This is a genomic window from Streptomyces sp. NPDC024687, assembly GCF_055559055.1.
This window is the reverse complement of the sequence record NZ_JBVHLJ010000002.1, coordinates 84,560-97,680: the sequence shown is the minus strand read 5'-3', so window position 1 is coordinate 97,680 and position 13,121 is coordinate 84,560. Positions and strand designations below refer to the sequence as shown.

Annotated in this window: 11 protein-coding genes; 7 read left to right on the top strand and 4 right to left on the bottom strand. The window is 71.5% G+C overall.

Annotated elements, in window-relative coordinates:
- Positions 1–6: 6 nt before the first annotated feature.
- Positions 7–1,842: a hypothetical protein gene (locus ACZ39I_RS06870; protein WP_467243405.1), complete on the top strand. Its 1,836-nt coding sequence runs from the start codon at positions 7–9 to the stop codon at positions 1,840–1,842.
- A gap of 39 nt (positions 1,843–1,881) precedes the next feature.
- Here ACZ39I_RS06870 and ACZ39I_RS06865 read toward each other — a convergent pair whose 3' ends face one another.
- A complete protein-coding gene (locus ACZ39I_RS06865) occupies positions 1,882–2,529 on the bottom strand; it encodes a nucleoside/nucleotide kinase family protein (RefSeq protein WP_467243404.1) in 648 nt (215 codons plus the stop codon).
- Positions 2,530–2,606: 77 nt separating this feature from the next.
- Here ACZ39I_RS06865 and ACZ39I_RS06860 point away from each other — a divergent pair, with 77 nt between their 5' ends.
- From ACZ39I_RS06860 to ACZ39I_RS06840, 5 genes are all read left to right on the top strand, one after another.
- Positions 2,607–3,011 (top strand): YybH family protein, encoded by a 405-nt coding sequence (locus ACZ39I_RS06860; protein ID WP_352385009.1) that lies wholly within the window; start codon positions 2,607–2,609, stop codon positions 3,009–3,011.
- A 43-nt stretch (positions 3,012–3,054) separates the two neighbouring features.
- A complete protein-coding gene (locus ACZ39I_RS06855) occupies positions 3,055–3,792 on the top strand; it encodes a beta-phosphoglucomutase family hydrolase (RefSeq protein WP_467243403.1) in 738 nt (245 codons plus the stop codon).
- Positions 3,789–6,143, top strand: coding sequence for a glycoside hydrolase family 65 protein (locus tag ACZ39I_RS06850; protein ID WP_467243402.1), 2,355 nt, complete (start codon positions 3,789–3,791; stop codon positions 6,141–6,143). Before ACZ39I_RS06855 ends, ACZ39I_RS06850 begins: the two co-directional genes overlap by 4 nt.
- A gap of 134 nt (positions 6,144–6,277) precedes the next feature.
- A complete protein-coding gene (locus tag ACZ39I_RS06845; protein WP_467243401.1) occupies positions 6,278–7,774 on the top strand; it encodes a hypothetical protein in 1,497 nt (498 codons plus the stop codon).
- A gap of 188 nt (positions 7,775–7,962) precedes the next feature.
- A complete protein-coding gene (locus ACZ39I_RS06840) occupies positions 7,963–8,412 on the top strand; it encodes a HoxN/HupN/NixA family nickel/cobalt transporter (protein ID WP_467243400.1) in 450 nt (149 codons plus the stop codon).
- 15 nt (positions 8,413–8,427) lie between these two features.
- Here the strand turns inward: ACZ39I_RS06840 and ACZ39I_RS06835 are convergent, their stop codons facing one another.
- Together ACZ39I_RS06835 and ACZ39I_RS06830 are read right to left on the bottom strand one after the other, a co-directional pair.
- Positions 8,428–9,387 (bottom strand): hypothetical protein, encoded by a 960-nt coding sequence (locus tag ACZ39I_RS06835; protein ID WP_467243399.1) that lies wholly within the window; start codon positions 9,385–9,387, stop codon positions 8,428–8,430.
- An 11-nt stretch (positions 9,388–9,398) separates the two neighbouring features.
- Entirely contained in the window at positions 9,399–10,871 is a 1,473-nt protein-coding gene (locus ACZ39I_RS06830) for an APC family permease (RefSeq protein ID WP_467243398.1), read from the bottom strand.
- A 357-nt stretch (positions 10,872–11,228) separates the two neighbouring features.
- On the opposite strand from ACZ39I_RS06830, the gene ACZ39I_RS06825 reads away from it, so the two are divergent.
- Positions 11,229–11,711, top strand: a complete 483-nt coding sequence (locus ACZ39I_RS06825) for a DUF5709 domain-containing protein (protein WP_467243397.1) — start codon at positions 11,229–11,231, stop codon at positions 11,709–11,711.
- Between the two features lie 6 nt (positions 11,712–11,717).
- Here ACZ39I_RS06825 and sthA read toward each other — a convergent pair whose 3' ends face one another.
- Complete coding sequence (gene sthA, locus ACZ39I_RS06820) at positions 11,718–13,121, bottom strand: Si-specific NAD(P)(+) transhydrogenase (RefSeq protein WP_467243396.1); 1,404 nt, start codon at positions 13,119–13,121, stop codon at positions 11,718–11,720.

The window sequence follows — 13,121 nt, the reverse complement described above, 5'->3', positions numbered from 1 at the left end:
GATCCCGTGCACCTCACGCACCAGCGCGGCCCCCTGCACGACCTCCCGGACACCCCGGAGGCGTACGACACCGTCCTCGCCGACGTCGTCGAGCAGGCCCTCGCCCGGCTGACGCCCGAGGGCAACCTCGAACACCCCGAGTGCGTGGACGACATCGGCGACACCTCGCTCGGCATCACCTCCCTGCTGGCGTTCGCCTGGCAGCGCAGCAAGGACCCGAGGCTGCCGGAGGCGGTCGGCCGCAGCCTCGCCTTCCATCTGCGCGAGCGGGTGTACACCGACGACAACCCGGGCTACCCGAACCTGAAGCGGCGCAACTCCCGTCTGCCGTACGCCCGTTACACCCTGGCGGCGGGCGCCCACCCCATCGGTGACTGGCCGAGCACGGTGTGGGCGCTGCTCCAGGCGGTCAACGTCCTGGACGCGGCCGAGGGACTCGTCGACGACGAACAGCGCGCCGAACTCCTCGACGTGGCCCGCGGATACTGGCGCTGGCTGACCGAGGCGACCTTCTTCAACCCGCAGGAAGCCGGCAACCAGGCGATCGGCTGTGTGGTCGGCGGCCTGATGCTGGCGGCCCATCTGCCGGGCCCGGAGGCCGAGTCGGTCCGTGCGCGCGCCCTTCGGCTGTACCGGGACGAGATCCGCGCGCACCGGGTCGAGGACCGCGGCGCGGCCCTGCCCCCCGAGCACGGCGGCGCCTACGACAACAACTACGGCCCGATCTCCCTGTCCTTCCTCGCCCAGGCCCACCGGATCAGCGGCGAGGACATCTTCGCCGAGGACGGCGACACCCTGGCCCGCTACATCGACGCCCGCCTGACGGGCGGCGGCTACGACAACGGCGGCCCGCGCTACAGCGAGCAGCACTCCGCGTTCGAGTCGGTCCTCGGCCTGCGCTACTTCGGTGCCCGCATCGGCGCCGACCTCGGCCGCTACCGGGGCGACAGCCGTTGGTCCCGGCACGCGGTCAAGGCGGACGGGGGTGTGGACGGTCACTTCGCCTGGATGCTGGTCTGGCAGATCCAGGACACCACCCGCTGGCACCGGAAGCCGTCCACGGCGACCGCCCGACACCAACTGCGGGCCGGCGGCGTCTCGGTGGCCTTCGACTCCCGGATGACACCGGCGGTCGTGGAGGCGGCGGGCACCTATTACCTGCCCGCGGCCGTCAACCGCCACCACGGCTTCGGCCCGGTCGTCGACGGCTTCCTGTTCTGCCGTCCCATGGGCGAGGTCCGGGTGCGCGACGTGCGCACCGACGGCCTCGCGGCCAAGCTGGTCACCAAGCCGGTCGTCGGCCGCGACCACGTCCTGCGCCACCTCCAGTCCCTGTACGTCACCGACGGCACCAGCCTGTGGACCACGGTCACCGTCGAACGCCTCCCCGGCACGCCCTACCTCCTGGCCGGGCTGCCGTACGCCGAGGACGACGGCGACCAGGTGCGCCGGACGTCCGAGGGCCGGGTGACCGCCGTGGGCGCCCTGCGGCTGACGCACCCCGGGACGGAGGGCATCGACCACTTCGACGCCCGCTCGCAGATCACCCAGGAGCAGGCGGCCTTCGCCCTGGCAGCCGACCCCCGTGGCTACGGCAACCCCGACGAGGGCTGGAGCCACCTGGTCAGCTCCACGGCCCTGGAGGCGGACCCCGCCCCGGACGCGCCGGAGGACCTGCACGCCTTCGCCGTGCGCTACGGCCCCCGGACCGCCCCTCTCACGGCGGCCTTCGCCCGGGACGGCGCCGGACTGACGGTACGCACCGAGGCCTTCACGGCAAGGATCGGCGACCCGGCGGGCGACGCCCACGGAGAGCCGGAACTGACACTGTCGGCCTGCTGAGGGTGAGGGGAGGGGAGAGGGGCCGGAGCCCTTCTTCCCTCACACGCCCACATCCAGGCACGGCACCACCAGGTCGGCCCGCTCTCGGGTGCCCGCCACCAGCTGCGCGTTGCGCTGGTCCGAGCGCTCCACCCAGGCCACCGCCTCCTCGTGGCTCTTGCCGAACTCCTCGTGCCGGGCGACCAGCCGGCGCACCCGCTCGTCCTCGTCCAGTTCGCAGAACCACACCTCGTCCAGGGCGGGCCCGACCCGCGTCCAGGCGCCGGTGTCCAGCAGCAGGTAGTTGCCCTCGGTCACCACCAGACGGGCCGTCGGCGGCACCGGGATCGCCCCGGCGATCGGCTGCTCCAGCCTCCGCTCGAAGCCCGGCGCGTACACGATGTCCCCGTCGCTCTCCTCGCGCAGCCGCCGCAGCAGCGCCGCGTACCCGGCGGCGTCGAAGGTCTCGGGCGCACCCTTGCGGTCGCGCAGGCCGAGCCGGTCCAGCTCCACGTCGGCGAGGTGGAAGCCGTCCATGGGCACGTGCGCCACCCAGGGCTCTCCGGAGCCGTTGAGCGCCCGCACCAGGTGCTCGGCGAGGGTCGTCTTGCCCGCACCGGGGGAGCCGGAGATGCCGAGGACGGCCCGTCCTCCGTGCTCGGTGAGGGAGCGGGCGCGGGTCACAAGGTCGTCGAAGGTCAGCGGCACACCCCGAGTCTGTCATTCGGCGAAGCCGGACCGGCCAGGCACCCTGGATGCGGAAGAGGGAGAGAGGAGGACAGCCAGTGCCCCATGACTTCGACGACGAGGCGCAGATCCGCGCCCTCATCACCGGGTGGGCCGCGGCCGTCCACCGCGGCGACCTCGCGGGGGTGATCGCCGGCCATGCCCAGGACATCGTGATGTTCGACGTGGCGCCGCTCCACCACGGCATCCGGGGCCTCGCCGCCTACCGGGCGGCCTGGCCGCCCGTCTTCGCGTGGCAGGCCCAGGGCGCCTGCTTCGACATCGAGTCCCTGCACATCACCGCGGGCACGGACATCGCCTATGCCCACGCCCTGGTGCGCTGCGCCACCCCGGAGGAACTCGCCGCCCACCCCGGCTTCCGGCTCAGGCTCACCTTCGGTCTGCGCAAGGAGCGCGGCCGCTGGCTGGTGGCCCACGAGCACCATTCCTTCCCGCACGAGTGAATCCACCTGTTGACCGGGCGTCTGGCAGGGAACCGGGTTCTGTATGAAGGAGCTCGGTCTGCCAGAAGAGATCAAGGCCTGCCTGTTCGACCTCGACGGGGTCGTCACCAGGACAGCCGTCGTGCACGCGGCCGCGTGGAAGGAGATGTTCGACGCGTTCCTGCGTGAACGGGAGGGCGAACACTTCCGGCCCTTCGACGACCACGACTACGACAAGTACGTCGACGGTCTGCCGCGGGCCGACGGTGTTCGCACCTTCCTCGCCTCCCGCGACATCGAACTGCCGGACGGCGATCCGGACGATCCACCGGGCGCGGAGACCGTCGACGGCCTCGGCAACCGCAAGAACGCCCTCGTCCTGGAGAAGATCCGCACGGACGGCGTCGAGGCCTACGACGACACCCTGACCTACATCCGGGCGGCCCGTGCCCAGGGTCTGCGCACCGCGATCGTCTCCTCCAGCGCGAACTGCCGTGACGTGCTGCGCGCCATCGACGCCGAGGACCTCTTCGACGTACGCATCGACGGCGTGGTCGCGGCCGAGCGGAGCCTGCCCGGCAAGCCGCGCCCCGACACCTTCCTCGCCGCCGCCCGCGACCTGGGCCTGGACGCACCCCGCTCCGCCGTCTTCGAGGACGCCCTCGCCGGCATGGACGCGGGCCGCGCCGGAGGCTTCGGATACGTCGTCGGCCTCGACCGCGTCGGACAGGCCGACGCCCTGTACGAGCACGGCGCGGACATCGTCGTGAAGGGCCTCGCCGAGCTGGGAGGACACGCGTGATCACCCAGCGTTCCTACACCGTCGAGCCCTGGGCCGTCCGCGAGACCGACCTGAACCTCGACGTCCTGGCGCAGAGCGAGTCCGTGTTCGCCCTGTCCAACGGCCATGTCGGCTGGCGCGGCAACCTCGACGAGGGCGAACCGCACGGCCTGCCCGGCTCCTACCTCAACGGCGTCCACGAACTGCACCCGCTGCCGTACGCCGAGGCCGGCTACGGCTATCCGGAGTCCGGCCAGAGCGTCATCGACGTCACCAACGGCAAGATCGTGCGGCTCCTCGTCGACGACGAGCCCTTCGACCTGCGCTACGGCCGTCTGGTGGCCCACGAACGCACCCTCGACCTGCGCCGGGGCGTCCTCGAGCGGTCCTGCGAGTGGATCTCGCCGGCGGGATCGCGGATCCGGGTGCGCTCGACCCGGCTCGTCTCGCTCACCCAGCGGGCGGTCGCCGCCGTGTCCTACGAGGTGGAGCCCGTCGACAGCCGCACCCGGGTGGTGATCCAGTCCGAGCTGGTCACCAACGAGAGCCTGCCCGGACCCAACGGCGACCCGCGCGCCTCCAAGGCCCTGAAGTCGCCGCTGGAGCACGAGGAGGGCTACGCCGAGGGCACCCGGTTGCGGCTCGTGCACCGCACCCGGCAGAGCAAACTGAGGGTCGCGGTGGCCGCCGACCACGTGATCGAAGGACCCGAGCGCACCACCACGAGCAGCGAGGAGACGATCGACCTGGCGCGGCTGACCGTCACCTCCGTCCTGGAGCCCGGACAGCGGCTGCGGGTGCGGAAGATGGTCGCCCACGGCTGGTCCGGGGCCCGCTCCCGGCCCGCGATGAGCGACCAGGTCGACGCGGCACTGGCGGCCGCGGCCCACAGCGGCTGGGACGGACTCCTGGACGAACAGCGGTCCTATCTCGACGACTTCTGGGCCCGTGCCGATGTCGAGGTCGGCGGCGACGAGGAGATCCAGCAGGCGGTCCGCTTCGCCCTCTTCCATGTGCTCCAGGCAGGCGCCCGCTCGGAGGAACGGGCCATTCCCGCCAAGGGACTGACCGGTTCCGGCTACGACGGACACGCCTTCTGGGACACCGAGACCTTCGTCCTGCCCCTGCTGACTTACACCGAGCCGCGTGCCGTGTCCGAGGCGCTGCGCTGGCGGCAGAAGACGCTGCCCGCCGCCCGCGAGCGCGCCGTGCAACTCGGCCTGAAGGGCGCCGCCTTCCCGTGGCGGACCATCGACGGCTCGGAAGGGTCGGCGTACTGGCCCGCGGGCACCGCCGCCTTCCATGTCAACGCCGCCGTCGCGGACGCCGTCGTGCGCTACACCGAGGCCACCGGGGACAGCGAGTTCGAACGCGATACCGGCCTCGAACTCCTCGTGGAGACGGCCCGGTTGTGGCGCTCGCTGGGCCACCACGACCACCACGGCGTCTTCCACATCGACGGTGTCACCGGGCCCGACGAGTACAGCGCGGTCGTCGACGACAACACGTACACCAACCTCATGGCCCGCACGAACCTCCTCGCGGCCGCCGAAGCCTGCGGCCGGCACCCGCAGCAGGCCGCCGCGCTCGGCGTCGACGAGGAGGAGAGCGCCGCCTGGCGGGACGCCGCCGAGGCCGTGCACATCCCCTACAACCACGAACTCGGCGTGCACGAACAGGACGCGGGCTTCACCCGCCACCAGCGCTGGGACTTCGGCAGCACCCGCGCCGACCAGTACCCGCTGATGCTGCACTTCCCCTACTTCGACATCTACCGCAAACAAGTCGTCAAACAGGCCGACCTGGTGCTGGCGATGTACCTGTGCAGCGGCTGGTTCGAGGAGTTCCACGACGAGGAGCAGATCGCCCGCAACTTCGCCTACTACGAACCCCTGACCGTACGGGACTCCTCCCTGTCGGCCTGCGTCCAGGCGGTCGTCGCCGCCCGCGCCGGACACCTGTCGCTCGCCTACGCCTACACGGGCGAGGCGGCGCTGATGGACCTCGCCGACCTGGAGAACAACACCCGCGACGGACTCCACATCGCCTCCCTCGCCGGCACCTGGACGGCTCTGGTCGCAGGGTTCGGCGGTCTGCGCCGCGACGGCTCTTCCCTCCGCTTCGCACCCCGGCTGCCGGAGCGGCTCAGCCGCCTCGCCTTCAACCTCCAGCTCCTCGGCCGCTGCCTGCGGGTGGAGATCGGCCCGGACAAGGCGACGTACACCCTGCTGTCGGGAGCTCCCCTGACGATCCGTCACCACGGCACCCCGCTCACCCTGAACGGCGACGGTCCGGTCGTCCGTCCCATCCCGGAACCGCAGGACCGACCGGCCCCGAACCAGCCCCCGCACCGCGCCCCGCACGCCCGCTGACCCGGACGGACCGGGCGGGCACCGCTTGGCCGAACCCCGTCCTGCACCCCCCTGTGCCCCGGGTTAGGTTGTCCCTGCCTTTGTGGATTGGACCAAGTCCCCGCGGCATACGGGGTGAGGGGTGGACGAGGACGATGGCCCACGGTGAAAGCGCCCTGCTCGTCGGAGGCGACCGGCGCACACCGCCGGTCGCCTCCGAGGTGTCCCTGCGGGCGCGCGGCAACCGGCTGATCGCGGCGGTGGCCGCCGCCTTCACCCTGGCCCAACTCGCCCTGGTGCGGCCCGGGATGGGCCTCGGCTGGGACGAGACCGTGTACGTCAGCCAGGTCGGCGCACAGGCCCCGGCCGCCTTCTTCAGCGCCCCGCGCGCCCGCGGCGTCTCCCTCCTGGTGGCGCCGATCGCGAGCTGGTCGACCTCGACGGAACTCCTGCGCGTCTATCTCGCCGTCCTGTCCGGCCTCGGTCTCTACCTGGCCCTGCGCGCCTGGCGCGGCCTCTTCCCGGCCCGCGTCCTCGCGGTCGGCGGCGCCCTGTTCGCCTCCCTGTGGATCACCCTGTTCTACGGCCCCCAGGCCATGCCCAACTACTGGGTCGCCGTCGGCGGACTGGGCGCGGTCGGCTGCTTCCTGCGGGCCCGCGAGCACCCGAGGGCCCTGTGGGGAGTCGCGGCGGGTGCCTGTCTCATGGCGTGGATGCGGCCCACCGACGCGGTGTGGGTCACCCTCCCGCTGCTCGTCACCGCCGCCGTCGGCCGCCGCCCGCGGGCCGCCCTCGCCCTCGTGGCCGGACTTGTGGCGGGCGGTGCGCAGTGGGTGATCGAGGCGTACGTCAGCTACGGCGGTCTGGCCGAGCGCCTGCACGAGGGCTCCCGTATCCAGGGCGGGCTCGGCCCGCAGTTCGCCGTCGACGACCAACTGCGCAGCCTGGGCGGCCGGGCGCTGTGCCGCCCCTGCACCGGGCCGCTGCCCGACCCCGCCGTCATGGCCTGGTGGGCCGTCCTGCCGCTGCTGGCCGTCCTCGGACTGGTGGTCGCGGTCCGGGCCCGGCGCACGCGCGTCACCCTCGTCACGCTGGCCTGCGCCACGACGGCCGCCGTGCCCTACCTCTTCCTGATCGGGTACGCGGCCCCGCGCTTCCTGCTGCCCGCCTACGCCCTGGTGGCGATCCCGGTCGCCGACGCGCTGTTCCACCTCGCGACCACTCCGGCCGGCCGGTGGCGTCCGGTGGCGGCGGTCCTCCTCGCGATCGGTCTCGCGGGCCACCTGGCGGTGCAGTACGTCGTGTTGGAGCGCACGGTGGACCGCACCACGGGCCACCACCGCGACTGGGCCGACACCGCGGCAGAGCTGAACCGCCTCGGGGTGCGCCCGCCCTGTCTGCTCACCGGGCACCTGTCGGTCCCCGTCGCGTTCTACGCCGGGTGCACCTCGGCGGCGGCGCTCGGCCCCAACACCAACAGCACCGAGGCCCGGATCGTCGGGGCGTCCCGCCGTATGCCCGTCGCCGTCCTCACCCGGCACGGTGGCGCGCCGCCCGCCTTCGCCCGCGACTGGCGCACCCTGCCCGCCGCCGGGATGGACATCCACGTGGCGCCGAGCGTGAGTGCGCACGGGCCGGGCGCGACGCCCTGACAGGGGACTTTCCCCAGTCGTGGAAAAGACCTGCCACGGGCTTTACTGCACACGACTTGCAGGTATCGGAGGATGGCACAAGGCTGCTGAGCGCGACCGTGCCCACCGAAGAGGATCCTCCGCCCGATGACGGCCGCCCCTGACTCCGCTCCGCCCCTCCTCCCCAGGAGTGGGTCAGGGCGGGCGGCATGGCCGCGGTGGTGGTGGCGCTGCACGTCATCGGCGAGAAGGCGATCGACAACACCACCCGCAAGCTGATGGGTCAGGGGCAGCGGCCCCTGTCGGTGGGCTTCTGGTTCTCGCTCGGCCACCAGCGTCGTCTTCGTCCTGGCGCTGCTGCTCTCGCTCCGACCGTCTCGGGCGCGTTCCTCTATCTCATCGCCGCGGTCAACCTGGTCGTCCTGGCGGGCATCTGGAAGGTGTTCCGGCGGATGCGCTCGGGCCGCGGCAGATGTACCCCCTCGGCCTGCTCTTCGGCCTCGGCTTCGACACGGGCATGTCCCTCCTGGACACGATCGACGGCTCCTTCACTGCTGGGCCTGCCGGCCGACGGACTCGACCTGCACGGCCCCTGGAAGGTCGGCCGGACAGAGGAGAAGTGGACGGCGGGACCGGCGGGGGAGCGGGCCGGCCGCTGACCCTGCCGGCCATGCTCAGGCCCGCACCTTGAACTCCTTGCGCCACTTGGTGAACTGCTGTTCCGGATCGCCGGTGTACGACCACGGAGCGCGGGTGCCCCGGCGGTCCAGCATGCGCAGGAGCGGGACGGCGACCTCCGGGAGGCCCGCGTGGCAGGCCGCGTGGGCCAGGTAGTTGAGGTCGCGCAGCTCGCCGGGCGCCACCGTGCTGTCGGCGCGGCCCACGATCCAGCGCTGGAAGGTGCGCCGTACGTCACTGATGGCCCCGTCGTTCTTCCAGTGCTGCCCCAGGCCGACGGACGTGCGCCTGTCCTCGGCGGCGTCCGTCGCGGTCCGGTACTCCTCGACCCGCGCGTACTGCACCAGCACCGGCAGCGCGGAACCCGGCGGCGCCACGCCGGCCGCGTCGCGGGCGAAGTCGTACATCAGGCCGTTCGACCCGTGCCAGCGGGCCGAGTAGTAGTGCAGCACCTGGAGGTGGCCCTCGACGCTGTACGGGTCGCGCCCGTGCAACTCGTCCCACCAGCGCCCCAGTTCCTGGCGCCGCACCCCGGCCGGGTACAGCCTGGCCACCGAGATCAGGGAGATCCACGGCGTCGGGTCGTCCACGAACGCCTCCGCCGCCTGGAGACAGGCCATCACCGTGGCGTCCACGCGTCGCTGGTCGATCGGCACGCCCCGGCCCGCGGCGATGGCCAGGTTGAACGCCCTGGCCGTCTCGGTGGCCGCCCGCAGCACCAGCGCGTCCCCGCTGTACGGCTCCGCCGCGAGCCACGACTCCACCGTCGAACTGCCCGCGCAGGCCTGGGCGAGCATCCGCACCCGGTGGCCCCGCGAGAGCCAGTCCGGCCCGGTGGCACCGAGCAGTTCACGAAGGCCCTGCCAGCGGCCGATGACGATGTCCTGACGGGCGCTGGTGAGCGGGAGGTCACCGCAGTCGGGATCGAACTCGGGGGCGAAACGGTCTCTCGCCATCGCACAACCCCTCAGAAGTCGGTGGGGAGACCCTCGTGGACGAGTGAGGGCCCGGACTCTCCGCCGTCGGGCACGTAGTCCGCCTCGACAGTACGGCTCGCGTCAAGCCGCGCGGGCCGGTAGTAGTCGCTGCCCCGTCGCCAGTACCAGAGCATCGGGACCAGCCCCACGGCCAGCCCGCCGACGCCGATCGTGATCGCGGCGGTGTTCAGCTCGCTCAGCGACTCGACGAAGATCCAGAACATGAACAGGGCGCCCAGCAGCGGCCACAGCCCGCCGAGCAGGAAGTCGGTCGGGGACTTCAGCAGCATCTTGCGGTACGCGACGACGACCGCGAGGCCGCTGAGGCCGTAGTAGACGGCGATCTGCAGACCGATCGCCGAGATCGCGTCCAGGAGGATGTCGCCCACCGAGCCCAGCGCGTTGGAGGCGATGAACATCAGCAGCGCCACGCCGCCGACCACCACGATCGCCACCCACGGGGTGTTCCAGCGGCGGTGCACCCGGCCCAGCGCGGACGGCATCGTACGGTCCCGGCCCATCGCGAACAACGAGCGCGTGACCTGGATCAGCGTGGTCTCCAGGGTGGCGATGGTCGACAGCATCACCGCGACGATCAGCAGCTTGCCGCCCCAGCCCGGCCAGATCTCCTCGCCCAGCACCGCAAGGACGTTGGCGTTGTTGTCCTCGATCTGCTGCGAGGTGAGGATGACGTTCACCGCGATGGTGAACACCTCGAAGAGGAGGAAGACGATGCCGACGCCGATGAGGCCCGCGAGTCCCGTCGTACGGCGGCTGTTGCGGGTCTCCTCGCTCAGGTTGCTGGTGACGTCCCAGCCCCAGTAGTAGAACGCGGCGATCAGTGCGCCCGACGCGAAGCCGGACATGCCGTCGAAGTGGCCGAAGCCCAACCAGGACCACTCGAAGGTGCGCGCGTTGCCCGTGTGGAAGAGGGCGAGCACCGCGAACAGGGCCAGTATCGCGAGTTCCACACCGGACATCACGAGCTGGGCGCGCACGGTGAGCCGGGCACCGCCGAGCACCACGAGCAGCATCAGCACGAACCAGGCCGCTCCCACGATCGTCGACAGCGCGGTGTTGTCGGCGAGGTCCTGGTCGAACAGGGCCAGCGTCATGGAACCGGCGGGCAGCGAGCCGGCCACCATGAAGATGGTCGCCGAGATCACCAGCGCCCAGCCGGAGACGAACCCCAGAAAGGGATGGAGCGTACGGCCCACCCAGGAGTAACTGGCCCCCGCGTTCACGTCGATCCGGCTGAGATAGCTGAACGCGAGCGCGATGCCCAGCATCGGTATCGCGCAGTACAGCAGCGCCGCCGGACTGGCCAGGCCCACCGAGCCGACCAGTACCGCGGTGGTCGCGGCGATCGAGTACGCCGGCGCGCTGCCCGCGACGGCCATCACCACGGTGTCGAAGGTACCGAGGGCATTGGCCTGCAGCCCTCTGCCCCTGCTGATGCTCATGGTTGCGCTGCTTTCCGTAGGGCACGACGCACGGGGGAGGGGACCGCACGGCGCAGAAGGGGGTGGGGGGTGGCTCCGCCCCGGACCGCGAGAGGGATGGCCTCGGGCAGGGGTCGGTGAAGAGAGGTACCAAGGGGGTGCGTGGGGGACCGTACGGTCGCTGCGTGGACGACCGGTCACTCCGTGTGTGCGAGTGATGATAGCCCTATTCCTTGACCCTTCAAGATTAACTGGGGGGTAACCTTCCGGCTGTGGAACGCCTTACTCCGGCAGTCTTTTGAGGTTGGGGAGCGCATACGGGGAAACGCGGATCAGGACACACACGGAACCGCACGCGACGCGCGAGGGAGGCAGCCCATGGGCACCGAACCGACACCTGCCGAGTCGATGGCCGACGACGCCTACCAGCCCACCGGAACCAACGAGGAGCAGGAGGACGCGTCCCCGCTCGACCTCCAGGACGCCGTCGACGAACGGACCTACGACGACGTCCTCGACGAGGGTTACTCACCGCCGGAGAAGCCCCTCGGCGTCACCCGCTACGGCACCACCGCGGCCGAACAGCACGAGGGCGAGACCCTCGACGATCGCCTCGCCCAGGAGGTTCCCGAGGGTACCGAGCCCCTCGGTGACGAGATCGGCGACCTGCCCGGCGGCGAGGGCGAACCGGTCGACCCGCAGGCCGGCACCGACCGCGCCGGACGCCTCGTCGCCCCCGACGAGGGCGCCCACCCCACCACCACGAAGGACGAGGTCGCCACCGACGTGGGCATCGACGCGGGCGCGGCCGGCGCGGAGGAGGCCGCGGTGCACGTGGTCGAGGACCCCGACCGACTCTGAGGCGGGTCAGTCCCCGATCCGGTCGATCTGACGGAGCTTGTTCGTGGCGTCCAGGGCCGCGACCTTGTAGGACTCGGCGAGGGTCGGGTAGTTGAACACCGCGTCGACCAGGTAGTCGACCGTGCCGCCGCAGCCCATCACGGTCTGCCCGATGTGGATCAGTTCGGTGGCCCCGGTGCCGAAGCAGTGCACGCCCAGCAGGGTGCGGTCCTCCGGGGACACCAGCAACTTCAGCATGCCGTGGGAGTCCCCGATGATCTGGCCGCGGGCGAGCTCGCGGTAACGGGAGATGCCGACCTCGAAGGGCACGCTGTCCTCGGTGAGTTGGTCCTCGGTACGCCCGACGAAGCTGATCTCCGGGATGGTGTAGATGCCGATGGGCTGGAGACGGTGCATCTGCCCGACCGGCTCGCCGAAGGCGTGGTAGGCGGCCGCCCTGCCCTGTTCCATGGCGGTCGCCGCCAGCGCCGGGAAGCCGATCACGTCTCCGACGGCGTAGATGTGCGCCACCTCGGTGCGGTAGTGCTCGTCGACCGTGATCCGGCCGCGCCGGTCGGCACTCAACCCGGCCTTGTCCAGGTCGAGTTCATCGGTCAGGCCCTGTCGGCCGGCCGAGTACATCACGGCGTCGGCCGGGATCTTTTTACCGCTCTCCAAGATGGTCAGCGTGCCGCGCGGGTGGCGTTCGACCGCGGCGACGGTCTCCCCGAACCGGAACGTCACGGCGAGGTCGCGCAGGTGGTACTTCAGCGCCTCGATGACCTCGACGTCGCAGATGTCGAGCATCCCGGGCCGCTTCTCGACGACCGTCACCTTGCTGCCGAGCGCGGCGAACATGGAGGCGTACTCCATGCCGATGACCCCGGCGCCGACGATGACCATGGAGCGCGGGACGCGTTCGAGGGCGAGGACGTTGTCGGAGTCCATGATCGTGCGGCCGTCGAACTCGACACTGTCCGGCCGCGCCGGGCGGGTGCCGGTGGCGATGACGATGTGCTCCGCGCTGAGCAGCCGTTCGTGACCGGTGACCTCGCGCAGGGCGATGGTGTGCGGGTCCACGAAACGGCCGGCGCCGGCGTGGAGGGCGATGTGGTTGCGGGAGAGCTGACTGCGGATCACGTCGACCTCGCGGCCCACCACATGCTGGGTGCGCGCGGTCAGGTCGGAGACGGTGATGTCCTCCTTGAGCCGGTAGCTCTGGCCGTAGAGGTCGCGTTGGGTGAGGCCGGTCAGGTACAGCACCGCCTCGCGCAAGGTTTTGGACGGGATGGTGCCGGTGTGGATGGAGACCCCGCCGACCATGTCGGGGCGGTCGACGACGGCGACCCGGCGGCCCAGCTTGGCCGCGGCGATGGCGGCCTTCTGGCCACCCGGACCGGATCCGATGACAAGCATGTCGAAGTCGGGCAC

What these genes read in the sequence shown, in the direction of transcription:
- ACZ39I_RS06855 (WP_467243403.1), top strand. Translation starts at nt 3,055, where the DNA reads ATGAAGGAGCTCGGTCTGCCAGAAGAGATCAAGGCCTGCCTGTTCGAC.
- ACZ39I_RS06845 (WP_467243401.1), top strand. Translation starts at nt 6,278, where the DNA reads ATGGCCCACGGTGAAAGCGCCCTGCTCGTCGGAGGCGACCGGCGCACA.
- ACZ39I_RS06840 (WP_467243400.1), top strand. Translation starts at nt 7,963, where the DNA reads ATGGCCGCGGTGGTGGTGGCGCTGCACGTCATCGGCGAGAAGGCGATC.
- ACZ39I_RS06835 (WP_467243399.1), bottom strand. Translation starts at nt 9,387, where the DNA reads ATGGCGAGAGACCGTTTCGCCCCCGAGTTCGATCCCGACTGCGGTGAC.
- ACZ39I_RS06830 (WP_467243398.1), bottom strand. Translation starts at nt 10,871, where the DNA reads ATGAGCATCAGCAGGGGCAGAGGGCTGCAGGCCAATGCCCTCGGTACC.
- ACZ39I_RS06825 (WP_467243397.1), top strand. Translation starts at nt 11,229, where the DNA reads ATGGGCACCGAACCGACACCTGCCGAGTCGATGGCCGACGACGCCTAC.